Annotated in this window: 24 protein-coding genes and 1 pseudogene; 12 read left to right on the forward strand and 13 right to left on the reverse strand. The window is 41.9% G+C overall.

Annotation, left to right across the window (positions count from 1 at the left end):
* Positions 1-50: 50 nt before the first annotated feature.
* The 7 genes from DZ860_RS07165 to DZ860_RS07200 form a co-directional block, all read right to left on the reverse strand.
* Positions 51-1,529, reverse strand: a complete 1,479-nt coding sequence (locus tag DZ860_RS07165) for an MFS transporter (RefSeq protein WP_120030248.1) — start codon at positions 1,527-1,529, stop codon at positions 51-53.
* 196 nt (positions 1,530-1,725) lie between these two features.
* Positions 1,726-2,613 carry an N-acetylneuraminate lyase gene (locus tag DZ860_RS07170; protein ID WP_120030249.1) on the reverse strand — a complete coding sequence of 296 codons (888 nt, stop codon included), beginning with the start codon at positions 2,611-2,613 and terminating at the stop codon, positions 1,726-1,728.
* 26 nt (positions 2,614-2,639) lie between these two features.
* Positions 2,640-3,641, reverse strand: coding sequence for a substrate-binding domain-containing protein (locus tag DZ860_RS07175; RefSeq protein ID WP_165862863.1), 1,002 nt, complete (start codon positions 3,639-3,641; stop codon positions 2,640-2,642).
* 630 nt (positions 3,642-4,271) lie between these two features.
* Positions 4,272-4,550 carry a type II toxin-antitoxin system Phd/YefM family antitoxin gene (locus DZ860_RS07185; protein WP_165862864.1) on the reverse strand — a complete coding sequence of 93 codons (279 nt, stop codon included), beginning with the start codon at positions 4,548-4,550 and terminating at the stop codon, positions 4,272-4,274.
* 551 nt (positions 4,551-5,101) lie between these two features.
* Positions 5,102-5,371 carry a Txe/YoeB family addiction module toxin gene (locus DZ860_RS07190; protein ID WP_120030252.1) on the reverse strand — a complete coding sequence of 90 codons (270 nt, stop codon included), beginning with the start codon at positions 5,369-5,371 and terminating at the stop codon, positions 5,102-5,104.
* On the reverse strand, positions 5,364-5,618 hold the full coding sequence (locus DZ860_RS07195) for a type II toxin-antitoxin system Phd/YefM family antitoxin (protein ID WP_120030253.1): 255 nt from the start codon (positions 5,616-5,618) through the stop codon (positions 5,364-5,366). Before DZ860_RS07195 ends, DZ860_RS07190 begins: the two co-directional genes overlap by 8 nt.
* Positions 5,619-5,838: 220 nt before the next feature.
* Entirely contained in the window at positions 5,839-6,024 is a 186-nt protein-coding gene (locus DZ860_RS07200) for a hypothetical protein (RefSeq protein WP_120030254.1), read from the reverse strand.
* A 155-nt stretch (positions 6,025-6,179) separates the two neighbouring features.
* Between DZ860_RS07200 and DZ860_RS07205 the strand changes: the two are divergent.
* From DZ860_RS07205 to cdd, 5 genes and pseudogenes are all read left to right on the forward strand, one after another.
* Positions 6,180-6,486 (forward strand): annotated as a pseudogene (locus DZ860_RS07205) (IS110 family transposase); the annotation flags it as partial.
* Between the two features lie 1,515 nt (positions 6,487-8,001).
* Positions 8,002-9,426 carry an exodeoxyribonuclease I gene (gene sbcB, locus DZ860_RS07215; RefSeq protein WP_120030256.1) on the forward strand — a complete coding sequence of 475 codons (1,425 nt, stop codon included), beginning with the start codon at positions 8,002-8,004 and terminating at the stop codon, positions 9,424-9,426.
* A 107-nt stretch (positions 9,427-9,533) separates the two neighbouring features.
* Positions 9,534-9,899, forward strand: a complete 366-nt coding sequence (locus DZ860_RS07220; RefSeq protein ID WP_120030257.1) for a CidA/LrgA family protein — start codon at positions 9,534-9,536, stop codon at positions 9,897-9,899.
* A complete protein-coding gene (locus DZ860_RS07225) occupies positions 9,899-10,576 on the forward strand; it encodes an LrgB family protein (protein ID WP_120030258.1) in 678 nt (225 codons plus the stop codon). The genes DZ860_RS07220 and DZ860_RS07225 overlap by 1 nt, the downstream gene beginning before the upstream one ends.
* Before the next feature lie 450 nt (positions 10,577-11,026).
* Positions 11,027-11,914, forward strand: coding sequence for a cytidine deaminase (gene cdd / locus DZ860_RS07230; protein ID WP_120030259.1), 888 nt, complete (start codon positions 11,027-11,029; stop codon positions 11,912-11,914).
* Positions 11,915-12,003: 89 nt separating this feature from the next.
* Here the strand turns inward: cdd and DZ860_RS07235 are convergent, their stop codons facing one another.
* From DZ860_RS07235 to DZ860_RS07250, 4 genes are all read right to left on the reverse strand, one after another.
* Entirely contained in the window at positions 12,004-13,212 is a 1,209-nt protein-coding gene (locus DZ860_RS07235) for a cyclic di-GMP phosphodiesterase (RefSeq protein WP_120030260.1), read from the reverse strand.
* Between the two features lie 529 nt (positions 13,213-13,741).
* Positions 13,742-14,215 (reverse strand): response regulator, encoded by a 474-nt coding sequence (locus tag DZ860_RS07240; RefSeq protein ID WP_120030261.1) that lies wholly within the window; start codon positions 14,213-14,215, stop codon positions 13,742-13,744.
* Positions 14,202-15,542 (reverse strand): ATP-binding protein, encoded by a 1,341-nt coding sequence (locus DZ860_RS07245; RefSeq protein WP_120030262.1) that lies wholly within the window; start codon positions 15,540-15,542, stop codon positions 14,202-14,204. Before DZ860_RS07245 ends, DZ860_RS07240 begins: the two co-directional genes overlap by 14 nt.
* A 3-nt stretch (positions 15,543-15,545) precedes the next feature.
* Positions 15,546-16,964 carry an SLC13 family permease gene (locus DZ860_RS07250; RefSeq protein WP_120030263.1) on the reverse strand — a complete coding sequence of 473 codons (1,419 nt, stop codon included), beginning with the start codon at positions 16,962-16,964 and terminating at the stop codon, positions 15,546-15,548.
* Between the two features lie 256 nt (positions 16,965-17,220).
* On the opposite strand from DZ860_RS07250, the gene purT reads away from it, so the two are divergent.
* Positions 17,221-18,396 (forward strand): formate-dependent phosphoribosylglycinamide formyltransferase, encoded by a 1,176-nt coding sequence (gene purT / locus DZ860_RS07255; RefSeq protein WP_120030264.1) that lies wholly within the window; start codon positions 17,221-17,223, stop codon positions 18,394-18,396.
* 75 nt (positions 18,397-18,471) lie between these two features.
* Here purT and DZ860_RS07260 read toward each other — a convergent pair whose 3' ends face one another.
* Positions 18,472-19,119 carry a thiopurine S-methyltransferase gene (locus DZ860_RS07260; protein ID WP_120030265.1) on the reverse strand — a complete coding sequence of 216 codons (648 nt, stop codon included), beginning with the start codon at positions 19,117-19,119 and terminating at the stop codon, positions 18,472-18,474.
* 576 nt (positions 19,120-19,695) lie between these two features.
* On the opposite strand from DZ860_RS07260, the gene DZ860_RS07265 reads away from it, so the two are divergent.
* The 3 genes from DZ860_RS07265 to DZ860_RS07275 all read left to right on the forward strand — a co-directional run bounded on the left by DZ860_RS07265 (position 19,696) and on the right by DZ860_RS07275 (position 22,265).
* Positions 19,696-20,469, forward strand: coding sequence for a nucleotidyltransferase family protein (locus tag DZ860_RS07265; RefSeq protein ID WP_120030266.1), 774 nt, complete (start codon positions 19,696-19,698; stop codon positions 20,467-20,469).
* 203 nt (positions 20,470-20,672) lie between these two features.
* Complete coding sequence (locus tag DZ860_RS07270; protein WP_120030267.1) at positions 20,673-21,140, forward strand: ASCH domain-containing protein; 468 nt, start codon at positions 20,673-20,675, stop codon at positions 21,138-21,140.
* A gap of 180 nt (positions 21,141-21,320) precedes the next feature.
* Positions 21,321-22,265, forward strand: a complete 945-nt coding sequence (locus tag DZ860_RS07275) for a DUF3187 family protein (protein ID WP_120030315.1) — start codon at positions 21,321-21,323, stop codon at positions 22,263-22,265.
* Positions 22,266-22,315: 50 nt separating this feature from the next.
* Here the strand turns inward: DZ860_RS07275 and DZ860_RS07280 are convergent, their stop codons facing one another.
* On the reverse strand, positions 22,316-23,059 hold the full coding sequence (locus tag DZ860_RS07280) for a sporulation protein (protein WP_120030268.1): 744 nt from the start codon (positions 23,057-23,059) through the stop codon (positions 22,316-22,318).
* 183 nt (positions 23,060-23,242) lie between these two features.
* On the opposite strand from DZ860_RS07280, the gene hutC reads away from it, so the two are divergent.
* The 3 genes from hutC (at position 23,243) to hutG (ending at position 26,291) form a co-directional block, all read left to right on the forward strand.
* Positions 23,243-23,956 carry a histidine utilization transcriptional repressor HutC gene (gene hutC, locus DZ860_RS07285; protein WP_120030269.1) on the forward strand — a complete coding sequence of 238 codons (714 nt, stop codon included), beginning with the start codon at positions 23,243-23,245 and terminating at the stop codon, positions 23,954-23,956.
* 105 nt (positions 23,957-24,061) lie between these two features.
* Positions 24,062-25,279, forward strand: coding sequence for an imidazolonepropionase (gene hutI, locus DZ860_RS07290; RefSeq protein WP_120030270.1), 1,218 nt, complete (start codon positions 24,062-24,064; stop codon positions 25,277-25,279).
* Positions 25,272-26,291, forward strand: a complete 1,020-nt coding sequence (gene hutG, locus DZ860_RS07295; protein WP_120030271.1) for a formimidoylglutamase — start codon at positions 25,272-25,274, stop codon at positions 26,289-26,291. The genes hutI and hutG overlap by 8 nt, the downstream gene beginning before the upstream one ends.
* The last annotated feature ends 125 nt before the right edge of the window (positions 26,292-26,416 follow it).

Raw genomic sequence — 26,416 nt, forward strand, 5'->3', positions numbered from 1 at the left:
ACAGCACTTAATAAGTGTCTATATTTTTATTGAGTAAAATATAACCCATATTAAACAGTTACATTTTTCACCTTTTGTTTCACAATTGCCCCGCTAAAAGGCTTACCATCAATAGCATCATGAGTTCTAAGTACCTCTGGGTAAATCCAACGCTGAACACGTGAAGGCATATCTAAACCAACCATTAAAATAACCGCAAACGTCAAACCAAATGACAAAGAAGCGATAGCAGTACCTAAGCTTAGATGCTGCGCGATCGTAACCCCTATAATCGGAGCTAAAGCACCACCTAGCGCACCAACGTTATAGGTGAAACCCAAGCCAGCCGCACGCTGCTCAGTATCAAAATAACCACCTATAAGTTTTGGCATGATACCGGCGATACCTTGGCCTAGCATTTGCTGAACGAATAACAATGCTCCAAGCATCCAAATATTGCTACCACCTACGGTAAACACCGGAATGATTACTAACTGTGAACCAAGCAAACCATAAACATATGCTTTACGAGTACCCAACCAGTCCCCTAAAAACCCACCTAGACAGCAACCAACTGATGTACCAAAACCAGCGAAAGTTAATACTGTTGCTACATCTGTCGGATCAAAAGCTAGATCTGATTTTAGATATGTTGGCAATAACGCCTGAATAGGCCACGAATATAGGAAAGCTAGCAGTACGAATACCATCAGCGTAACTCCAGTAGGCCAACGTTTACCGGTACTTTGCATCATAAAACTAACAAAGACCCCTGCGCAGAATAATCCTAAAACCGTTATAATTATCGGGTTGCCCACATTACCAGCGAAACATAACCACAATGCAGCGGCGGTCGCGATAGAAAGCGCAGTATTTAGTACTTTGTTTTTACCTCGGTATAGAATATCGACCATCGTTGGTGCTGGTGTTTTCCCTTCACGCAACTCTTCCCAATCTTCTGCTTCAGGAATGTTCTTACGCAGCCAAAGAGCAAATACAATTGGAAGAATGCCAATAAAGAAGAGTGAACGCCAGCCAAGAACTGGTACAACTATGCTGTATGTTTGAGCGGCAATAACCGCACCAATAGAGAAGCCTGAAATCAAGAAACCACTTGCCTTATTACGCATGTGTTTTGGCCAGCTTTCTATTACGTAAGTAGCACTTGCACCAATTTCACCGGCCATACCCATGCCGATCATTAAACGTGCGACAAATAAAGTCATGTAGCCTGGTGCAAAGCCACATAATAATGTACCCACTGAAAATAGTACGATACTGGTTACCATAGCTAAACGACGACCGTACTTATCGCCCATCGCACCTAACAACAATCCACCAAACCAACGAGATATAAACGCAGCAGAAATAAGGCTTGCAGCTTCTACAGTCGTCAAGTTAAAATCTGTTTGGATTTCCGTTAGTACTAACGTAATCAATACAAAATCAAAACCATCTAATAAATACCCTAACCAAGCGGCTGAAAATGCTTTCCATTGGGATCTATTAAGTTGGTTATACCACGGGACGTTTTGTGTTTTCGTACTCATAGAACACTCCCACGTTTGGTTCGCCAAACGCGATATTAATGTGATAATTCGGCTTGATTGCAACTCATGCCGGAGTAAATATTGAACGCTGGACCTTATAAATCAACGTTGAATATTTTTCATGTTCGAATGCTTCTCATATCTATAAATCAAGGTTTGCAACACCTTAATTTATAGATATGAGAAGCTATTTTTTTCAAGCATTTGATAGCAAATGCGCTGACTCCTCTTTGAATTTTAATTTCGCATCATCAGTTAATGCACTTGGAAATGGTGCTTTACAGTATCCAGATTCCACACCTTGGAGTGAAAGTGCATATTTTAGGCAAGGGAACAAACCGTATCCCAACACCATTTCAATCAACTCATTGCATTCACCTTGCAGTTCTCTTGCTAATTGATTATTCGAAGATTGATACGCTTGGTACAAACGATTCGCTCGTTCTCCATTAAAGTTATAGGTTGAACCGATGCCACCATCGACTCCAATTGATAAAGCAGGAAGAAGCATTTCATCAAATCCAGCAAACAACAACTTAGACGGGAATTTTCTTTTAAGCTGCTCCATCATATAGAAGTCACTATTGGTAAATTTAACGCCAATAATTTTTTCATGTTTGTATAGCTCTTCAAATTGCGCCAAAGTAAAAGAAGCGCCCGTTAGATGGGGAATGTTGTAAATCAACATATCCATCTCTGTTTCGTCACAAACGCGATGATACCAATCGCAATATAATTGATAAGAGACTTTAAAATAAAAAGGAGGTACAGAAGAAATTGCCGTATATCCGAGCTCTTTCGCCAATTTACCTAAATAAATAGACTCATCAATATTGGTTGCCCCTACATGAGCAATCAAAGGAACTTGCCCTTTCACTTCATCTGCCGTAAATCTTAAAATTTCTTCTTTATCTATAATTGATAAAGAAGAACACTCGGCGGTTGACCCTGCAACAAATAGTCCTGAACACCCCATTTTATCAATGTTATGACGAATAATTTGTCTAGACCCATTTTCATTGACAGCACCATACTCATCAAGCGCGATAGCCGTTGCTGAAATAATACCTTTAATATCAGTCATATTTACTCCTATGTTATAGTTTAAACTTATTTCCAACTAAAATTTTCAGGGAAAAATATATCGAACCCTGTTGATATACTTTGTGTTTTCTTCTCTTTTTTCACTAATAGTTCAAACATCAACTCACCGGCTTTATATGATTGCTCATATCCCTTTTCCACTACCGCCGCATTGATACTTCCATTTTCCAAGTGTTTAGATGTCAGATTATTCAAACCTGTCGCAATTGACTTTTCCAATTCAATATCGAGCTTAAACAACTCTTCAAATATCTCACTAATGTAACGATTACTAAATAAAGAAGAACAACCACTATTCGCAAAAGATTTTGTTATTTCACCCATACTTTCAAATATATTTAAATAGTAATGTGGACCATCTAACTGGATACTCTTCTCTGTCAAACCATCCAAAAAGCCTCGATATTTCATCTCCGATGAAACATGGTCATTTTCAGTTTCCACAAGAAAAATCATGCTATCCTTTGACAACATTTGAATCATGATATCCGCTGATAGTCTACCCATTCGGTAGTAATCAGGCCCCACATGCAATACTTCATCACAAATCTTTACACCAAGTGAGATAAAGCGCGTACCAGAACTCTTTAGAATGATTTTTTGTGTTTTTTCTTTATCTAAAGCAGTAATAATAATCCCATCGGGTTTTTGTTTTAAAATCTCTTTTAATGCCTTAATCTGCCCATCAGAATCATTGATGTCAGTTTTTATTATCTGCAATTCAAAATTGAACGATTTTACTTTTTCAGAGAATTGGACGAGGCCATCATAAATATCTTTTGAATATATATCTGATGCATCTGACTGAACGATAAACGCATATACTTTCTTTGCTTGATTTGCTCTTAACGCACTACTTACATGGTTACGTACATATCCCATTTCATTAGCTGTTCTTAATACTAACGCTTTGGTTTCTGCTTTGATATGCGACGAGTCATTTAATGCTCTGGCTACAGTTGTTCTCGTTATATTTAGTTTTTTAGCTATATCTTCTTGCTTCACCATACCAATTGTTCTCGTGAACATTTTTTAGGAATCATAACCATTAGAATAAATTAAACAATTAGATACTCATTAATTTGTGATCAATTACTAAATTAATTTTCTTGAAATTTAACTCTAATGGCAGATTTAAAGACGATATCCATTAGGATTCCATGTACAAATCGATTCGGTTTTCAATAGTCTGTGAAGACTTGACTCATTTCGTGATTGAACGCGACTTTAAGTTGATTATGGGTGAACAGATAGCGAGCACAAGATAGCAAGGACACACACTAAAGTAACCAATAACTGGAAAATATCTGTTTAACCATTTTTTTGAATAGTGCCTGCTGGGGATGTCTAGTGACCCACCAATAATGGTTGGCAGCGGCGAGACTGCAATAAGAGGTCCTCAATATGTGTTTATCGTAAACATTGCTTAATGACCGAAATGACCAAACGAAGTAGATACTTTGTTGTTCGAAGAGCATTGACTGCTCGGACAGCCAACAGGATGTTATTGCCTATTGACAGGCAGAAGGCTCATATGTGTTAGAACACCGGGTTCTGCTGACGACAGTTGCGAACCGTCAAAATGCGAATTTCAAGGCCTAAACTGTAAATTATACGATAGTGACCAAACTACTTTCATTATTTAATACGTCCCAGAACTTGAGCTCGAGTATCTTCATTAGACACACCTGACCCCGAAGCTAATTGTGCTTCTGCTGTTCCCATTTCTTCCAGGAACTCGATTTTTTCCTGCATTGATTCATACTCTGCAACGTCGAGTACAACTGCAACATCCTTACCGCGCTGAGTAATCACTAAAGGTCGGCGTGTCTCATTGATTTGTTTAATGAATGAGGTTACACCTGCACGAAACTCAGAAAGAGGCTGGATATCTTGATCGAAATGAATACGACTCATATTGAATACCAAATAGTACGAAATAATGTACAAATAATAGTTCGAATGCAATGTTGGCGCAAAAAGTCAATTAGGTGTACTAACGGTCAATTAAGGTGATGAGATGGTCTCCCCCTACCACTTCACATGACCATCAGCCATGCTTGGAGTGTTGAGCTCCCAAAGCAAAAGGAGAAGACCATGACTCAGCATAAAACAACATACACCACCACCCCTTTGCAAAGTACGTAGTGAGATGAATAACAGGATAAATCCTACACGTTGAAAACCTTGTGCTCACGCTGGCTTTTAAAGTCGATAAGGTGATTAGGACTTCGTGTTCGACTGCCTCATCTTGGCCAAGACAATAGCCGTTAAACAGGCCGTATATATGGTAGTTAACCTGCGCTTTTAATCATACTACTGACTTGCAATACTGGGGGAGAGCATATATGTGAGCCACAATACTCAAATTGGACGCCGTAATCACCAAACTAGACCCAAACCAAAACTGCCAAGCGAGGGGAATCACTCTTAAATTGTTTGTGAGATGCCCGACCGCTGAGCCTGGTTTAGTAGTGGTAACGACATGAAATTATTGTGATCGCTTGCTCATCGACTGCGTAAACAAGCCTATTAGTGTCGTCAATACGGCGAGACCAAAAGCCAGATAAGTTCTCTTTTAACGGTTCAGGTTTACCGATACCCTCAAAAGGAGAACGCTTAACATCATTGATAAGTTTGTTGATACGCTTAAGTGTTTTCTTATCTTGGCCTTGCCAGTACAGGTAGTCGCCCCAAGCCTCATCAGTCCACGATAGTAAACGTTGACTACTACTCATCAATTAACTCTCGTGCAGTTGTTTTTCCAGCACGGTATTGTTCTATTGACCGGTTTAGATGTTCAACATTTTGAGGAGAGCGTAGTAAGTGCACTGTCTCCATAAGGCTATTGTAGTAGTCTAAAGACATAACCACAGCATCCTCAGAGTCACGGCGTGTAATGATTGTTGTATCTGCGTCATTGACTACACCGTCTAAAACAGCTTTAAGACCATTTCTAGCTTCAGTAAAAGATACGATTCTCATAAGAACCTCCACATGTACAATTAATGGAACAAGTATAATCTTCACTCATATACTTGTACAGTAAGTTGAACATGCGATATTGATAAGGCATTTTACGCCACACTAAGACGAGAATAACGCCAAGCACCTATCACAAGCCATTGAATTATTTACATAAAAGTCAACTTTAAGCTAAAAAATGCCAAGTGCTGGGAATGGCTTCTGAACGCCTTGTTAGCTTTTAATACCTGCCCATACCATGGAAAACCCCACCAAATACCGCAGCTAGAATAGAAAAGACAATGCTCAAAATTATGAAAGCTGGAATCGATGCAATCGCAAATTTGACCATAAAAACAACCATGGACATAAATGGCATTTTCACGTCTACAACAGTAACTTCTTGCTTCCCATTTTCTACAGACATAACTGTTTCCTCATTAACAATAATACGCAACTAATCTAGCATGGCGAATGATGTAGTTCTTTGAGGTAACGTGTGCTTCTGCCTTGAAAACTAACGAATGACATGGATTCCCCCTCCCGAGGATCTGCCACACTTAAGTGGCATACATTTGCACCATGTCTGATTATTCTTATTTCTGCGGTATCGACCTAGTTAAAAACCACTTTAGTCTTCATGCCGTAGACCAAAATGGTAAGGTCATACTTCATAAGTCAGTAACCTGCTCTAAACTGCTGACTACAATAGCAAGTATGCCACTCATGCGTATAGAGATTGAAGCGTGTTGTGGTGCACATTATTGGGCAGAGCACTCAATAACTTGGGCATGATGCTCGTATTATGGCCGTTAAATACGTCATCCCTTATCGAACCAAAGGAAAAAACGACCTCAATGATGATGCGCGCGAAGCCGTACAACCCCCTCCTAGCCTCCCCCTTGTTTGGTTTGTAGGCCAATTTTCTATGGCGCAGGGGGAGGAACGAAATACCGAATGCTGAAAGCAATCACCACACGAGGGAAAAATTCAGGACGAATTTTTAGCTTTTCGGCGTCGGGAACGCCTAAAAGCGACCGGACCACACCATCGATCCCAAAGCGCCTTTCTGATGACTCTTTGGCAAGACAAAGAGTTATTGGCCCGCATTCACAAGATGCAAGAAAATCATCTAATTTGTAAGCGGGACATGCTGATTTGATAACTCTTATTAGATAAACAAGAACTCAAAAAAAGACAGGACAAATTAACCATTCACATATTGGCTTTGTGATGTCCCAGCGATCCTATCGTATTTTCACACCAAGCCGTACAACCCCCTCCTAACCTCCCCCTTGTTTGGTTTGTAGGCCAATTTTCTATGGCGCAGGGGGAGGAACTAAATACCGAATGCTGAAGCTACGCACTACTCGAGGGAAAATTTAGGACGAGTTAACCATTCACATATCAGCTTTGTGTTCACCAAGCGCTCCTATCGTACTTTCACGCCAAGCCGTACAACCCCCTCCTAACCTCCCTCTTGTTTGGTTTGTAGGCCCATTTTCTATGACGCAGGGGGAGGAACGAAATACCGAATGCTGAAGCTACGCGCACACAAGGGAAAAATTCAGGACGAATTTTTAGCTTTTCGGCGTCGGGAACGCCTAAAAGCGACCGGACCACACCATCGTTCCCAAAGCGCCTTTCTGATGACTCTTTGGCAAGACAAAGAGTTATTGGCCCGCATTCACCAGATGCAAGAAAATCATCTAATTTGTAAGCGGGACATACTGATTTGATAACTCTTATTAGATAAACCAGAACTCACAAAAAGACAGTACGAATTAACCATTCACATATCAGCTTTGTGTTCACCAAGCGCTCCTATCGTACTTTCACACCAAGCCGTACAACCCCCTCCTAACCTCCTCCTTGTTTAGTTTTTAGGCCAATTATCTATGACGCAGGGGGAGGAACGAAATATCGAACACTGAAGATTCGCACCACTCGAGGGAAAAATTCAGGACGAGTTAACCATTCACATATTAGCTCTGTGTTCACCAAGAGATCCTATTGCACTTTCACATCAAGCCGTACAACCCTCTCCTAACCTCCCTCTTGTTTGGTTTGTAGGCCCATTTTCTATGGCGCAGAGGGAGGAACGAAATACCGAATGCTGAAGATACGCACCACACGAGGGAACGAATGAAATACCGAACGCTGCAGATGCAGTGACAAACGCGATATTTCAAGGCCGCATTTCGATTTTACCTTGCGCTAAACAGGCGTGATATCGGATACTTACCGTTAAGAAACGACCACTATTTCTTTGTGTTTCAGTGTTTATTGTCTTTTTGGTTATATAGTGAGCTTGTTTTAGCCATAATAGTTAAAGCAAACAGCCAAACTGGTAGAGACATTGTGACTTCTCAGCGGTCAGCAAAATTAGGTTTATACACGCCCCATGAATACTACTGAACAAGCAACATTCTTCTTTTTCGACTACGAAACGTGGGGCACAAGCCCAGCGACTGATCGCCCGTGCCAATTTGCTGGTGTTCGCACCGATATGGACTTCAACATTATCGGTGAACCATTGGTGATTTACTGCCAACCACCTGCCGACTACTTACCCGCTCCAGAAGCTGCGTTGATTACCGGAATCGTACCGCAAACGGCAGTGAATCAAGGTTTACCAGAACCAGAATTTATTGCAAAAATCCATGCTGAGCTTGCGAAACCCAATACCATCAGTGTTGGCTATAACAATATTCGTTTCGACGATGAAGTGACTCGTTATACTTGCTACCGCAACTTTATCGATCCTTATGCTTGGAGTTGGAAAAATGGTAACTCTCGCTGGGATCTCCTCGACGTTATGCGCGCGTGTCATGCGTTACGTCCAGAGGGCATTGAGTGGCCTGAAAACGATGAGGGTTACATCAGCTTTAAGTTAGAACATCTTTCTGTTGCCAATGGTATTGAACATGCAAATGCCCACGATGCGATGGCCGATGTGATCGCCACTATCGAAATGGCCAAGAAAGTGAAACAAGCCCAACCTAAGCTTTTTGATTATTTCCTTTCTATGCGTCATAAACGTAAGCTGAATGAGTTAGTTGATATCGTTAACATGACACCACTAATGCATGTGTCAGGTATGCTCGGTCGTGAACGCAACTATACCAGTTGGATTGTTCCAGTTGCATGGCATCCAACCAACCAAAACGCTGTGATTACCGTCGACTTAGCACAAGATCCACAAGTGTTGATCGATTTAACCTCAGAGCAGCTCACCCAACGCCTTTACACGAAACGTTCTGAACGTGAAGAGAATGAACTTCCTGTCCCAGTTAAGCTCATTCACTTGAATAAATGCCCTATTTTAGCTCCGGCTAAAACACTCACCGCTGAAAATGCGGCGATCATTGGCATCGATCGAGAACAATGTTTGCAAAATTTAGCGTTACTTCGCCAACACCCTGAAATTAGAGAAAAATTATTGGGCGTGTTTAGCAATGAGCGTGAATACGAAAAAAATGGTGATGTCGATACTATGCTGTACGACAACTTCTTTTCACCAGCCGATCGCGCTTCAATGGATATTATCCTAGAGACAAAACCAGAGAACTTAGCCGCGTTAGATATTAGCTTTAACGACGATCGCATCGCACCACTGCTGTTCCGATACCGTGCGCGCAATTATCCATGGACACTCGACGAAGCTGAACAACAACGTTGGGCACTGCACAATCGAGAGTACTTCGAAACGCGTATTGAAGCGTATATGTTGAATCTAGAAAACTTAGTTCACGAATATGAAAGTGACCAAAAGAAGATCACTATTTTAAAATCGCTATATCGTTACGTTGAGAAATTGATTTCCTAATCGGTTAACTGTCTTACTCGCTTGTTTCATTATTTAACGGGAAATAAGCGAGTGGATTGAACGCTTGTGTTTTCACTCTTAACTTCACCACAACTTAAGCATCAATGATGATTACAACAATGCTCAAATACGCCGTGTCGATGGGGCTCATTTTTTTGTGTCTTTTTGCCGGAACTCATATCCAACTTTTACTCGATGTTTCCATACCGGGTAGCATCTTCGGCATGCTGATTCTGTTTGGCTTAATGGCAAGCGGACTGGTTCCCGCTGACTGGGTTCAGCCAAGCGCCTCGCTTTTTATCCGTTACATGATTTTGCTGTTTGTCCCTATTAGTGTGGGATTGATGGACCACTTCAATACCTTAATGTCAAACGCGCTTCCGATACTAGCAAGTGCCGTTGGCGGAACCTTTATTGTGCTCGTTCTATTGGGCTTGATGCTGGATCGTTTACTAAAGCGAGGTGAACAATAATGTGGTTACTCGTCACTATTGTTGTGTTTTTCTTTGCTCGCTGGCTATGCAAAAAATGTAATACACCAATTATGAACCCTCTTTTGGTTAGTTTGGCCATTCTTATACCTTTACTAACCTTGCTACATATTCCGTTCGAAACGTATTATGCCGACAACAAATGGATCAGCTACCTACTCCAACCCGCTGTCGTGGCGCTTGCCTACCCATTGTATGAACAAATCCCACAGATCCGAGCAAACTGGCGAATTATACTGCTCGCTTGTGGTGTTGGTAGCGTCATGTCGATGCTGACCACCAGCTTGATTGCCGTTTATATGAAAGCAGATATCACGCTAATCGCGAGCTTATTAGGTAAATCAGTAACAACCCCTATCGCAATGGAAGTTTCTAGTCACCTCGGCGGCGAGCCAGCGGTTGCTGCTATCTTGGTTTTGATTGTGGGTTTATGTGGCGCTATCGCGGCCTACCCAATTTACAATATTTTGAATATTACGCACCCTATCGCTAAAGGGTTAACAATGGGGACGGTTTCTCACGCCCTAGGCACCGCAACCTGTGCGGAAAAAAATGGACAAGATGCGGCCTTTAGCTCGTTAGCTCTAGTACTCTGTGGTGTCATTACTTCGGTACTGGCCCCATCCTTTTTTGCTTTTGCTCTTTGGTTGGCTCACTAGCACGTTCTTTTGCGTCAAATTGCACATCAATTTGTACTTCAATTCATCAGTATACTTTGCGCTGAATTCGTAAAAGAATGCATGAGACATAACAAACCCCACTGCTGAGTCACTTCATCAGTGGGGTTTCTTTTTAATTTATCACCCTTCACTATCATTTTCTTACTTGCGCATTACGCACACCATTGCCTATCGCGCTGACCAAAAATTGTGTGACCTCACTCTAATTGTGAAAGCTCAGTGCAAATTGCAGTAAAAAGTGTGATTAAAGCATGATTAAATCTACAAATTTGACATACAATGCAAAGCCATAGCCAATGTGTTATTGATGCTGTTTACCGTAACGTTAGCAAAGCAAATGACGTGTCGCGAAAATATCGCGATTAATGTTTCGGCCAGTTAAAAAGTTTCAGCACGTTAGTTTAGTAATGAGAAGAACAAGGATTCACTATGAGAAGCCGCATTGAACAAGCCTTGAAAGACGCACCTCAACCGATCGCCGAGTATTTATCCCCAATCCTGCTCGCTGACGATTTTGATGCGACGTTATCACAAGATCAATTTTCCGATCTTTTATCCCTCTCTGGACTCGATGATGCAGAATTGCGCGTTGCGCTACTGCCTTTTGCTGCTGCATTTTCTCACGCACCGATTTCAAACTTTTACGTAGGCGCGATTGCTCGTGGCTTAAGTGGACGTCTTTACTTCGGAGCTAACTTAGAGTTTTCTGGCGTACAACTTGGTCAAACCGTTCATGCGGAACAGTCTGCAATTAGCCATGCTTGGATGAAAGGTGAACACGGACTGACTGATATCACGATTAACTTCAGTCCATGTGGTCATTGCCGTCAGTTCATGAATGAATTGAACTCAGCACAAAACTTAGTGGTTCAATTACCACAACGTGATGCAATGACGCTACAAGAGTACTTACCAGAATCATTTGGCCCTAGCGATTTAGGCATTGAATCTGGTCTAATGGCTCCTGTAAATCATGGTAAACAAAGTGATGATTCTGATGCGCTCGTGCAATCGGCATTGCAGGCGTTAAACATGAGCCACGCACCTTATAGCCATAACTTAAGTGGTGTAAGCATCCAAACGACTCATGGTAAAACTTACTTAGGTTCTTACGCAGAAAATGCAGCGTTCAACCCAAGTTTGCCACCATTGCAAGTTGCGTTGGTTTTGTTGATGCTCGATGGCAAAACCCTTGATTCAATTGAAGCCGTAGCGCTAGTTGAATTAGAAGATGGTAGCATTAGCCACCTTGCTAACACGCAAACAACGCTTGAAGCCATTAACCCTGACGCTCCCGTGACTTATTTATCACTGTAAGTTTATCTCGGTCAGATCAAAAAAGGCGCGTAAGCGCCTTTTTTACATTCATCGTTTTATGTCGCCTTTTAATATTCAGCGGCAATCATTTACATTTCAAAAAATGGTGTCGCATCCACTTCCAAATTATGTGGCGCAATCGCACGATCAATTTTGTGCTGTGACGATTTCAAATCAATATAACTGACTTCAATAAAGCGTGAATATTTTCGTGAATAGAAACACTTCACTTCCGGCTTCAATGGTTCATCATGATTAGATGTCCATACAATACCGACTCGGCCATCACTCAGTTCAACAATTGAACCCACTGGGTAAACGCCAATGCAGTTAATGAATTTGTATACCAAGTCTTTATCTAAATGAAATGGTGTTAATGAAAGCAAAATTTTAAACGCTTCGGCTGAACTCATTCCGCGTTTATAGCAACGGTCTGCGGTCAACGCATCATAGATATCAACAATACAACTCATTCGACCGTGTACCGGGATCTGCTCGTCTTTTAACCCAAGAGGATATCCATTACCATCGAGCTTTTCATGATGCATTAAACACACATCACTACTGACATCACTTAACCCTCGAACATTGGTAATAATGTCTCTTGCATAGACCTGATGTAACTTAATATGTTCAAACTCTTCTGGTGTCAATTTGGCTGGTTTATTCAATACCTTATCATCGATATGAATTTTGCCTACATCATGAATAATGCCGCCAATCGCCATTTGCTTTAGCGTTTCTTTTTCTAAGCCAAGATGTTTACCAAACGTGACCAATAAACAAGCAACATTGACAGAGTGCTCTAGCAAATATTTATTCTTATTGCGTAGTGCCGAGACACATTGTAATGCGTCTGAATCAATCAAAACCATCTCAATCAAATCGTCAGCCCAATCATCAATGTTCGAAACGTCGATAACCTTGCCTTCAAAAGTTTGGCTGATGAGCTTTTGTGCTAAACCTCTTGCTTCGCGAATAATTCGAGCCGATCGCTTTTGATTAGAGAAACGGCTGGTCGGCTTTTTCGGTGGCGGAGAAATATTATGTGATTCTGAAATGACTGGCTCTTGAGCCGTGGGTACGGGTTTAAATACACAACCGTGAACAGATAAGCTTTGATCTACCCACGCAAATTTTATCCCTTTACGAATCAGTTGCTGAATACTGACGTTATTCGGAACTCGACCTGCATTGGCAAGATTAATTCGCTTACTATCTTCAATAGCGGTGACGAACATACCTATCATCAATGTATCAATTGGAATTTTTATCGAATTTTTCAGGTCATACTGCATAGGAATTTAGGGTGAGTTGTTCTTTAACTAATGAATTATATCGATTATATGATTCTAAGAATAACTTTACTTCTGCATTTCGTCTGTTTGTATAAATTAAAACCAAATATGCATCCAACTTGAGAGTCAGAGCAGGTTTATAAAATGCTTTTGATAAAAATGTACTTATAATGAGACTATATTTTACGCTATAAAACCAGAAAATATCTATATTAAATATAAGGTTATTGTATTAAACGGATACCCCCCACCTTAATTGGTGAGGAATCAATGGGTGTTATATTAGTAAATAAATCATGACCGCACTCGTGATAGAAAACCTCTATTCGCCTCAACCGAAAGAAAAACGGCGTAATGCAACCTAATTCAAAAGTTTAACTCCATCACAGGGAGCTCAGACTCGCTTGATAAACACGAACAACATTAAGCTTAAGCGACACAAACATAAGCCACATATCACTGCAGCTTAAGTTTGCTGTCACCATCGCCACAGCTTCAAGCAAAACGACATGTCATTTTTAATCTGTCGCTATCGTAGACGTTTTAGCACCACATTTTGATCTAAGTGCTGATGGTAATCACTGTAATCAAGGCCAACGTCAAAAATGTACTCAGTCGTTAATGTTCTGATCGCCTCAACCAAAATTTGTGCTTTCCACGGTTTTTCAAAATATTGATCTATACCAGCCTGATTGATGGCGTTTATCGTATCTGTGTGCGTTGCCTGTCCCGTTAATAAAATCTTCTTCGTTTCAACAAAACGAGAATCTTGAGAGACCTCCGTCAATAACTCCACACCCGTTTTACCCGGCATCACATGATCTGACACCAGTACTGCGATATGTTCACCTTGAGCGTCTAGTTCATCCATTAGCTCTAAAACTTCTGCTGCCGATTCACAATCTTCAATGTTGAGCCAATCCGCTAGCGACTCAAGATCTTGCAACACGGCACTTAATACTTCTCTTTGATCGTCAACACAAATTACATTAAGCCTGTCCATGTTCATCCTCGATAGGTAATTTGATTCTAAAAATGGTTTTTTCAGCATTACTTTTAACGGCAATGCTGCCACCATACCCAGCAATAATTCGTCGGACTATTGAGAGACCAAGCCCCAGTCCAAACGACAATCCACCTTTTTTAGTGGTAAAATTCGGCTGAAAGATTTGACGCCTTGTCGCTTCATCAATTTCAGGGCCGTTATTAGAAATTGTGATTAGAACGCGCTGCTTACTCACCTTAGTTTGAATTTCGATTTCAGGATCGCTGGTTTCCATCATCGCATCACACGCGTTCTTAATGATATTGATCCATATCTGTGCTAGTTCCGTTTGAGAGCCACGAAATGGGGGCAATTCAGCGGGTCTTATACGTACGGAAACTCGTCTTAAATCACTTTGCATTAAAGTAACAGCACGATGAATACTGTCATTTATATTTAGATCTTCCTCCTGGTCGATATCGCTACGGCCTAACTGTTTCACCGATTTCACGATACCAACGGTATGATGAGACGCTAAACGCAAATCATGCAAATCGCGTCCCATTTGCCAAAAACGGATCGCCTCTTTTGGGTTAGCTAGCCACTGAGAGGGAATGCTATCGGCTAGCACCGCACGCGCGAGTGCTTTTGCGATAGGTTTTGATAGTCCATATTTTCGCTCAAATAATGCACTACGCTTACGCGCCTCAATTGATGAGACTTTCTGCCCTTGCGTCAAACCTAAATCAAAAAATTGACTCGCTTCCGGATGCATTTCCTCAAGCAAGCTCATCACTTCAGTTTCTAACCGTTCAGTTTTGCTACTTACCACACCAATCGCGTTATTTAACTCATGGGCAATACCGGCAGCTAACTGCCCCAACGTCGTCATTTGTTCGGCTAAATTCAGCTTTTGTATCGCCTTTTCTTTCGCTAACGCTTCCTGAGTCGCTCTTCGCTGTCTTCGAGACAACTCATTCATGATCACTGGTGCAAACTGTGCCGTCAGTGGGCCATACTTGTCTTCGTCGATAGCTGCTATATTGCGGTCAACCCAAGCTAACTTAACTTGAGATTGTGCGATCACCGTTGAAGAAGCGGTCCAAGTTCCCGAGAAAAAACTATGTACTCCAATAAACGCGCCATCCCCAGCGAAAAACACCTTAATTAGATCTTCTCCGAGATAAGAGTAGTAACCAGCAAGTTCACCAGAAAGCACATAGTAAAGACGATCGTTATAGCCATTTTGTTCTAGTAACGTCGTTCCTTTCTCTACCGTTATAATTCGTTCCGGTTGATTAAAATAACGACGTACTAGCGTGTCGAGATCCGATTGATACTTCATTAATTAACCAATATGTCCGACAGTGTGAAGTATCCAGACCAAGACAAAACTCAGTAAAACCCCAACAATACCTAACACAACCCCCGCTTTGGCCATTTCGTTACTCTGAACATGTCCGGTGGCATGGGCAAGTGCGTTGGGCGGCGTACTGATCGGCAAAGACATACCGAGCGATGCTGCGAACGTAACCACTAGAATAAGCGTCACTTCCCCACCAAGTGGCGCCAGTGACGTCATTGATGCACCTAAAGCTGCCATGATAGGCATCAGCAAGTTTGCTGTTGCTGTATGTGACATAAAGTTTGCCATTAATAGACACAGGAATGCTGCACCTAATAACACAACATAAGGTGAATACTGATCAAATGGGATGCTGTGCACCACCAATTTCGCTAAGCCGGTTTTATCTAATGCAAGACCTAAGGCTATACCGCCAGAAACCAACCACAGCACGTCCCATGAGATTTTTTTCAAATCCTCTTTGTTGATAATTCCCGTCAAAGAGAAAATTGCAACTGGGATCAACGCTACTGTGTACGAGTTCATTCCATGAAGGGAACCCATTAACCACAGCAAAATAGTTAAACCAAAAGTGATATAAACGACGATCGCTTTAGGTGTTTTCAAAAACGAACCTTTAATCGTCAGTTCAATTTTTTGCTGTTCTGCTTTGTAGAGAAAATCAATTAAGAACCAAGCTAATGCCATCATGACCACAACAAATGGCACACCAAACGCCATCCATTCACCAAATGTAATCAGGTTGTCACCCACTAAATATTTCAGCGCGATTGCGTTAGGCGGAGTACCAATTGGCGTGCCAATGCCACCAATGTTGGCTGCGACAGGGATACATAAAGCGAATGCAATTCGACCAGGATCTTTGGGGCCAAATACGGCGATAACTGGGGTTAAAATCGACAACATCATTGCCGTTGTTGCCGTATTCGACATGAACATTGAGAAGATCGCAGTAATCAACATCAACCCTAGCATCACGTATTTAGGTCGATGACCAAACGGCTTGAGTAACACTCGCGCCAAGTTCACATCCAAACGATATTTAGTTGCGGCCATCGCCAGAAAGAAGCCGCCTAAAAACAGCATAATAATCGGACTGGCAAAGGTCGCCATAATCTCATTATATTGCAGCAACTCTCCGAAGTGCGCTTCTCCCTCATCTAAACGGAAAAAGATGATGCCCTTATTAGAAAGAAGTAGCAGTTCCAAGACTATAATTACGACCGAAGTGGCATAAATTGGGATGGGTTCAAAAACCCAACACAAGGCTGCCAATAGAAATATTGCGATCACTCTCTGCTGGATGATGGTAATTCCATCAAATGGGAAAGCACTCAACGGCATTAGAAGCACCAATAATGGGATCACTATCGGGATAATATATTTGATATAAGGGCGCATGGAACAACAACTCTTCCTGAGATTAGACATGATGGGCAAGCAAGCCCGCTTAATCATCCTCCCCCTTTCGCTCCAGAAAATGGTTTTAGATCAATGAAATTTGAATCAATCACTTAGGAGAATAGGAACTGTGCAGCATGTCTAATTTTTGTACGCAACAATGTTACAATAACACACTACGCAAACGTTTGCTTTTTGGTAAAAATTGCGTATGATCATGGCCAGTTTTCACGGTCATGGGAAAGATAGGTCTACTATGTTTGGTACTGCTACTCGCAATAATGCTACACGCGTTCTTCTATTAGGTTCTGGTGAATTAGGTAAAGAAGTCGCTATTGAATGTCAACGTTTGGGTATCGAAGTTATAGCGTGTGATCGTTATGCAGATGCTCCTGCTATGCAAGTGGCTCATCGAAGCCATGTGATTGATATGCTAGATGGCGATGCACTAGAGAAGCTAATCGAACAAGAGAAGCCTGATTTCGTCGTACCGGAAATTGAAGCTATCGCAACGGATAAACTGGTTGAACTCGAAGCAAAAGGGCTGAATGTCGTACCAAGTGCAAAAGCGACGAAATTAACCATGAATCGCGAGGGCATCCGCCGTCTCGCTGCCGAAGAATTGGGCTTAACCACTTCCCCTTACCGCTTTGCTGACAGCTATGAGGAGTTTATAGCGGCTATCGAAGCTGTCGGTATTCCTTGTGTATGCAAACCAGTTATGAGCTCTTCTGGTAAAGGTCAAAGTGTGATTAAAACAACACAAGACATTGATACTGCATGGCAATACGCGCAAGAAGGGGGGCGAACTGGCGCTGGACGCGTCATCGTCGAGGGCTTTATTGATTTTGACTATGAAATTACCCTATTAACGGTACGTGCATCTGATGGTGTTCACTTCTGTTCACCTATTGGCCATCGTCAAGAAGATGGGGATTACCGTGAGTCTTGGCAGCCTCAAATTATGGCAAAAGCTGCCCTCGATGCAGCACAAGATGCCGCAGAAAAAATCGTTAATGCTTTAGGTGGTTACGGTATTTTTGGTGTAGAGCTGTTTATTAAAGGAGACAGTGTCATTTTCAATGAGGTCTCGCCTCGCCCGCATGACACGGGTTTGGTGACTCTTATCTCTCAAGATATGTCCGAGTTTGCACTTCATGTCCGCGCTTTTACCGGTATGCCAATCAATAGTATTACTCTATTTAGCCCGGCGGCATCTGCCGTAATTCTTGGTCAAGGTACATCTGACAATGTTCGTTTTGATGGTATTGCCGATGCGTTAGCGTTACCACAAACGCAGATTCGTCTCTTTGGTAAACCAGATATCGACGGTCGACGTCGCTTAGGTGTAGTCATCAATCGTCGTAACAACATAGAGCAAGCAATTGAAGATGCAATTGAGAGCGCATCAAAGGTTCGTGTTATTTACTAACGTTCTCAGTTATTGAATAATAATCGTAAAAAAACGCTTGCCGATGGCAAGCGTTTTTTCATTTTAATCAAAAGATTAACTTTGGATTAGATACACTTCTTCAGCAAAGCGCGACAATCCTTGCTTCGCTATCTTAGGATGCATCTCACCCGCTTCATCTCGTAGTAGTTTAGTGACGGTAAATTCACTATACAGCGCTCTCACTTCAGATTCGGGCACTGAAAACGGAGGTCCTGACATTTCGTCTTGAATATAATCAAGCGTTACCAACAAAATTCGACCACCTGGTTGCAGTAAACTCTTTAGACGCTCTACATATTCCAAGCGCATTTCTTGCGGAAGTGCGACTAGAGCTGCGCGATCATAAATAAGATCCACTTTCTCAATCGGGGCGGTAAAGAAATCACCTGCATAAATGGTCAGTTCATCAAATTGATAGCATTCATGTCGGCCATTAAGCGTGGTCACTGTCGGAGTATAGAAATGCTCAGCAAAAAATGAACGCACGGCTATTTGACTTAGTTCAGCCCCTTGAACGTCGGCGTGTTTTGACGCTAGCCATACTAAATCTTCTGACTTACCGCACAGTGGCACCAACACTTTATCGTCAACGTTTGGTTCAGTTTCCTGCCAATATTTAATCAATAACGGATTGACGTCTTCAAGATGGAAACCAATTTGATTGGAAGCCCACTTGCTATGCCAAAATTCTGTATCTCTCATAACTTTCTCTTTTTTATAATTGTTCTCACTTTCCACTCGGATGGACATGTACCAGTAACATGAACCCAATATCTAAGATCTAAGGCTGAAAAGTGCTAAGACTGACTTGTAAACGTGATGATTAGCGTGATTAAACCAACTCAACACCACGATACCAATATAGACTATATGAATCTCTCAGATTATAAACCCATAAAATCGAACTCCATTAAACAAATCATGCCCACACAACCCCACATTTTATTTACTGTAGCGATATCTAATAGGTAGAAAATAGATATTTTGGTCTTAGCATACGCTATTCCCATCACTCCCCTTTATGAGTATTTTGTTCATATTATGTTCAGTGAATATGAATATAATTAGTTACATCTTATGAATGAACTGATTGAAAATTTCATACTCAAAAAGAATGAGATAGAAAGTGTGAGGGAGTTCGTAGATTACAATTCATTACACATTTAAAGCTTGTTTAAAAGGTCGTAGACCCCACATTATGTAGTGTACGATTTGTTTGCTTAGCAATGACCTTTAAGTATCTCTTTTACTAAGTGACCACAAATCAAAGGAGAGTGAATGAGCCTATTTCTGAGAACTACGGCGCTAATGCTTTTAATGCTAAGCCGTACTCCAGCGTTCGCCGCTATACCTGTTCCACCAAGTAACAATGGAAACAATGCGACCAACCAAAATGAAGTGTGTTCAAAGGCGTTCAAACACAATTTAAGTGGCCTATACGGTATTAAATCCGTCGATTTCAATCCTGTTCAACCTTACAGCGATTTTGATGTGCTTTACTCAAAGGCGCACCAAGCACAAGCTGAGCTCGAAACTATTTGTAAAAGTACCGCATTATTAACCTCAACAGACGCATTATTCGCCGGCGTGAAGTCATCTCATCGTGCCAAAGAGAAAATTGCACTAGAACTCAACAACCAACCCGAACGTATTACCGATTTAGCTCGTGCAACAATTGTTGCTAACGATGTAGCGAGTTTAATGGAGGCTTATGAAGTTCTCAGTCGAGAAACAACCATTGTTCGAGTAAAAAACCGCTTTAAAAAACCCGTAGCTTCTGGCTATCGTGACCTTAATATTTTGGTCAAACTACCAAAAACGAATTTGATTGCCGAAGTTCAACTTCACCTTAAAGCGATTGCAGATGTGAAAAGTGGCCCAGAACACAAACTCTATGAGCAAATTCAGTACATCGAACGTAACGCTGCTATTGATGCTCGTGAGCTGAGCCAATTTGAGTTAGCTCAAATCCAGACAATTCGCAGTCAGTCTCGTGAGCTGTATCAAAATGCGTGGCAGCCTTACATCACCACTCACCTTATTGCAGCATAAATAACTTGCACCATAAATAACTTAGTACTAACAAGCGCTTGTCTAGATTGACAAGCGCTTTGCGTTTATAGGAATAACCGAGTTAAACCACTCATATTCGGATAATGTTTTTTAAGGGCAATTACCGTTAAGTAATTGATTTTTTAAGCAATTAACCTTTGAAGAATGGGTTTTTTAAAGAATCAGTTTTAAGGAAGATAATGATGACACCGCAACAACGAGATTTCTTATCTCAATACCTCGACACACTGAGTGAAGCCGAGCGACAAACGATCCCCCAATTTATAGCTGAGTACTACTGCGCCGATGAATACAATGCCAATGAATGTGCTCGTTTGGTCAACGCCGGAATTAAACGTGCCTCTTGCAGCCTAAAAGCAGGGTATGAGATTGATAATGAACCAGTTCCACAAGTGGGCAGAATCACTGTTGTACTCAATTGGAATGAAGAGCCGGTCTGTATAGTTAAACATATTGAAGTCACTACCAGCCCTTTTAATCAGGTGAGCGAAGCCTTTGCTCAAGAAGAGGGCGAAGGAGATGGCAGTTATCAGTGGTGGCGCGATGCGCACATCCAATTTTTCACCGAGTATGCGCAAGAATTAGCGATTGAATTCACCGAAGAATCTGAATTGGTCCTAGAACGATTTGAAAAGGTCTACCCGCTTTAATACTTAGTCCGTCCTAATACCTAGTCCGTCCCACATGAAATAGCGAAATCTACTGCCACCGCCTATATTGTATTCAAGGTAGGTGGTTGTATGATTCGAGATATCAACGTTTGTTCATTGCTATCACGGGCAAGGCATACTTGGTTCAAAGCCAGCTCTTGGTTTGCAATATCACTGTTCATGTCTGTGGGGCTTTATAGTGCTAATACATTAGCCATTGAGCGCTACGGCCCTGTTCAAACCTATGCTCAATCCCCTTTTCACACCAATAGTTTGTCACCACAGCTTCGTTCTGGATTTGGATTATCAGCGAACACCATTGAACTGTATGGAACAGGTACTATTGCCAGTATTTGGGCTGAAACCAGTGACTATCAACTGGACTATTACCAAAATCAAATTGCTTTGGGCGGGAAATGGCAAATCAATGAACAATGGCAACTCGATTTACACTACCGTTGGAACTATGCCGGAAACAATCATCTTGATACCTTAACAACCCACTTTCACGATTGGTTTGGTATCGATCAAAATGGTCGAGACATGGTTGATGACCACAATTTCAATATTTATATTCCAGAATATGGCATTGAACTTTCAGATTTTCGCGGCGAAACGCTGAGTCATGGCTATACCGCTTATCTGCAATACCAACTTGTCGAACAAACCCATCACGGCCTATCTCTCGGTATGGCGCTTTACTTTAATGATGCTGAACACGGGATTTTTAGCTCAACAAAATTCGAGCAAGCATTGCAGTTGAACTACGGCTATAGACACCAAAAACACCAATTGGATGCGATTCTTAGTATCACTCACCGCAAAACGCCATCAGTGTTTGAGCAACTACCTTATCGTTCCACCACTTGGTCTACAGGCGCCAGTTACCAATATGCAATAGCAGAAAGGCATGAAGCAATCGTGCAGTTTATGGTGTATGAGGGGACTTCGAATGGGGATGACGAGTTTTCAAAACCATCCACGGAATTTACTCTCGCCTATCGATACCGTATGGACCAGTCGGCGATTGAATTTTCGATTATTGAAAATGTTTTTTATGCCGATAACAGTACCGACATCGCATTCACATTAGGCTACCGGTACCGGTTTGATGGGGGATTTTAGAAAAATCCCCCCACAAAGGATCTAAAACTATTTAGACGTTTGAAATAACACTAGATTGATAAAATGCGACTCACTGCGGAGCGAACTTGGTCGTCACTCGCGTTCACTGGCAAATCAAACGAGATGTATTGATCTCCGCGTCCACCAAACGAGCGATCCACCTCAGCTAAACAATGCATCGTGTTACCGTTTAAGATAAATGAAAGCTCGATCTCTTTTTTGTTAATAAAGCCATTATTACGAAACTCAATTTCTTGGTAGAAACCCGATCTTGATGAGAATGTATTGCCACGTAAGTAGCCTTTCTCAACATCCGCTTTCACCATGCCAAAACCCGCTTGCTCTATTGCTGTAATCACTTTCGCCGCGCAACCTAGTGGTTTCACTTCAACATGGTCACGATCAGATGGATCGACAGCAAAATCAATATCCAACGTTGTTTCAAGCCACACATGACATTGATTTTTATAAGCGTTTAATGCAGTAATGGGCGTTTCATCATCCAATTTTAATTCAAACGGTACTTGCTTTGTTTCATTCGGTTGAATGACAAATGGCTGAACGGCTTTCAATGTGCCAATAACAAAATCCTGATAGCTTGCACCATTTTCACTTTCCACTTTGACTTCAGTGCAGAGCTTCAAATTAATCGCATCAATCTGTTGTTCTACATCACCGCCTTGGATATGAACCGTGCCCCTTAGAGTTTCACCTTGGAAAACAGACATACTATTTAGGATGGTATCGACCTTGGCGGCCCCGATACCGAGGGATGCTTTGAGCTTGCCGAACATGGCTTTTCCTTATCATTCATTTTGTTAGTCTTTCTATCTACCGTGCTTAGGCCATAAGTTCAAGCTATTTACTATTAGAAACTGTTGCACCGTGACTGATAGCGCGACTCTTATCACGTAACTTGCTTTTTGAAGACCATTCGTTAATCATTTGTATAGTCAATTAATCAAAATGAACTCGATATGTCTCAAGCCCCGCTTTACTTGCAAATAAAACAATTTATTCACCAAAAGATCCTGTCAGGTCAGTGGCCAGTTGGGCAACGCATTAGTACAGAGTTAGAGCTAACGGAGCAGTTCAACGTCAGTCGAATGACAGTGAATAAAGCGATTCGAGATTTAGTGAATGAAGGGCATCTTCAACGCCGCCCCCGCCTTGGCACTTTTGTTTGTGCGCCAGAAGAAAAAGTCCAATCTCCCTTGCTTGATATCAGAAACATTGCCGAAGAAGTGACTCAGCGTGGCAAGCAATACAGTAATAGCGTCATTAAACAATCATCAATACTAGCGGATGAGCATACCGCAACCAAGTTAGGCGTGATGATTAACTCAACCATTTTCTATAGTGAAATCATCCACTTTGAAGACAAGTCTCCAATTCAGTTAGAAATACGCTGGGTCAATGCTAGCTATGTCCCTGATTATCTCAATCAAGATTTTTCGACAATCACCCCGAACCTCTATCTCTCACAATCTTGTCCCTTAAGCGCCATAGAACACACTGTAGAAGCCGTAGTTGCCGATGATAAAGTTCGCGATGCGCTCAAACTTAAAGCCAATGACCCTTGCCTATTATTGAACCGAAGAACATGGAGCCATGACAAGCTAGTTAGCTGCGCATTACTCTACCATCCAGGCAATAAATACAAATTAAGTTCCAAGTTAATAATGAATTAAAGGTATTTCATCTATTTATCGATCACATTTTTGCAACATCGCTCTTGATCAAAATTTAATCTTGAACCAATATTTGTATATACATTTATTAACATTGGTTTTGTCATGCAATCAGAGATTGATTTTGTTGTACTGAATGCTCGCATTGTGTCTATGCTCCCTACCGCCAACGGTTATCAAGTGAGTGACCCCTGCGCCATTCGGTTTCGTGATGGAAAGATCCATGATGTAGATCCAAGTAATCTCCTGCCTAGCGGCATCGCCAGCTTCGATTGCAACAACCAGTTAGTCACTCCCGGTTTTATTGACTGCCATACCCATCTTGTTTTTGCTGGTAACCGTGCCAACGAATATGAGATGCGCCTGCAAGGCGTTCCCTATCAAACCATTGCTCAAAATGGTGGCGGTATTTTATCGACCGTAAAAGCGACTCGCCAAGCAAGCCAAGAGGAATTAACACAATTAGCTCTGCCACGTCTCGATGGGTTAATTCGAACTGGGGTTACTAGCGTTGAAATTAAATCGGGTTACGGTTTAACACTCAATGATGAAATCAAAATGCTTAAAGCAGCCAAAGCATTAGAAAGCCATCGTCATATTCGAGTTTCTACCACTCTCTTAGCTGCGCACGCACTGCCTCCTGAATATGCTGGACAAGCAGATAGTTACATTGATTTTGTGTGCCAAGAAGTCATACCTGCGGTTGCCGAGCAACAACTCGCCACCAGCGTTGATGTGTTTTGTGAATCGATCGGGTTTAACTTACAACAAAGCGAACAAGTGTTTCTCGCCGCAAAACAACATGGTTTAGCGGTCAAAGGCCACACGGAACAACTTTCTAACCTCGGTGGCAGTGCATTAACCGCGCGATACCAAGGTTTATCTGCTGATCATATTGAATACTTAGATGAAGCTGGAGTTATCGCCCTTTCCAACTCAAATACGGTTGCTACGCTATTGCCCGGTGCTTTTTACTTTTTAAGAGAAACCCAATCTCCTCCAATCGAATTACTACGCCATCATCAAGTTCCGATGGCAATCGCCAGTGATTTTAATCCCGGCACCTCACCGTTTGCAGATTTAACTATGATGATGAATATGGGGTGTACTTTATTTGGACTCACTCCTGAAGAGTCGTTACGCGGTGTCACTTGTCATGCAGCTCAAGCTCTAGGTTATGGAGCCAGTCGCGGGCAAATCCGTGTTGGTTTTGATGCAGATCTTGCCATATGGGACGTAGAACATCCTGCTGAATTGAGCTACCAACAAGGCATGCCAAGGCTAACGGCGCGATTTATCAAAGGGGAACTGGGTTATGTCTGATGTCGCCAACACCATTTTGGACTTTCATTGGCAAGGAAGAGACGATGCTGAAGATGGCAATCTAGGATTGCGAGTCCATCACGTAGTAAAGCAAATTTCGATTAACGACATCAATACAAAACATAACGCCGTCAGCATTCTCGGTTTTTGTTGTGATGCAGGAGTCGCTCGCAATAAAGGACGTATTGGCGCGCATAAAGCGCCGGATCTGATTCGTCGCGCTCTTGCTAATATGGCTTGGCACAATAAAAGCACCCTCATTGATCTCGGCAATGTTGTTTGCGAAGACGATAAACTCGAAGAAAGCCAACAACATTGCGCCGATGTGATTGCTAAAGCACTCCCCTCAACTCCCGTTATCACGCTTGGTGGTGGTCATGAAGTGGCGTGGGCTTCGTTTCAAGGGTTAGCTCGATATTTTGAAGCGATTGATCCTCAACATGTGCCTAAGATAGGCATTATAAACTTCGATGCGCATTTCGATCTCCGTCGCTTTGATGGTTCTTTAGGTGAACATAAAGTCGCAGGAATTAAGCCAAGTTCCGGAACGCCATTTAACCAAATTCATCAATATTGCCAAGAGCGCAACTGGCCGTTTCATTATGCATGCTTAGGCGTTAGCCGTGCCAGCAATACTCAAGCTCTGTTTCAACGAGCCGATGAACTCAATGTTTGGTATGTAGAAGACAAAGATTTATGCCATCTCAACCACATTTATCATCTCACGCAGCTACAACATTTTATTGATAATTGCGATTTCATCTACCTTACCATTGATTTGGATGTCTTCCCTGCAGCTACAGCGCCAGGTGTAAGTGCACCTGCGGCTCGAGGTGTCAATATGGACACTCTCGCCTTATTTCTCGACAGAATTTTGCATTACAAACAAAAGCTGCTGTTGGCGGATATCGCTGAATATAACCCAACATACGATGTCGATAGCCAGACTGCTCGGTTAGCAGCGCGTCTGTGCTGGGATATTGCCAACGCTTTTGCCCAAAAAGAACCGTAATTTTTATCCAATATAAACCTAATTAACAAAAACAGTCATTTTACCTAATAAGAACAATAGCCCCTCACATTTACCCAAAGGGAAAATACGCCATTTGGGAAGTGAGGAGAACGTGAAACACAAGG

Origin of the sequence: Vibrio sinensis, from assembly GCF_003605645.1 — a bacterium.
Lineage (GTDB): Bacteria > Pseudomonadota > Gammaproteobacteria > Enterobacterales > Vibrionaceae > Vibrio > Vibrio sinensis.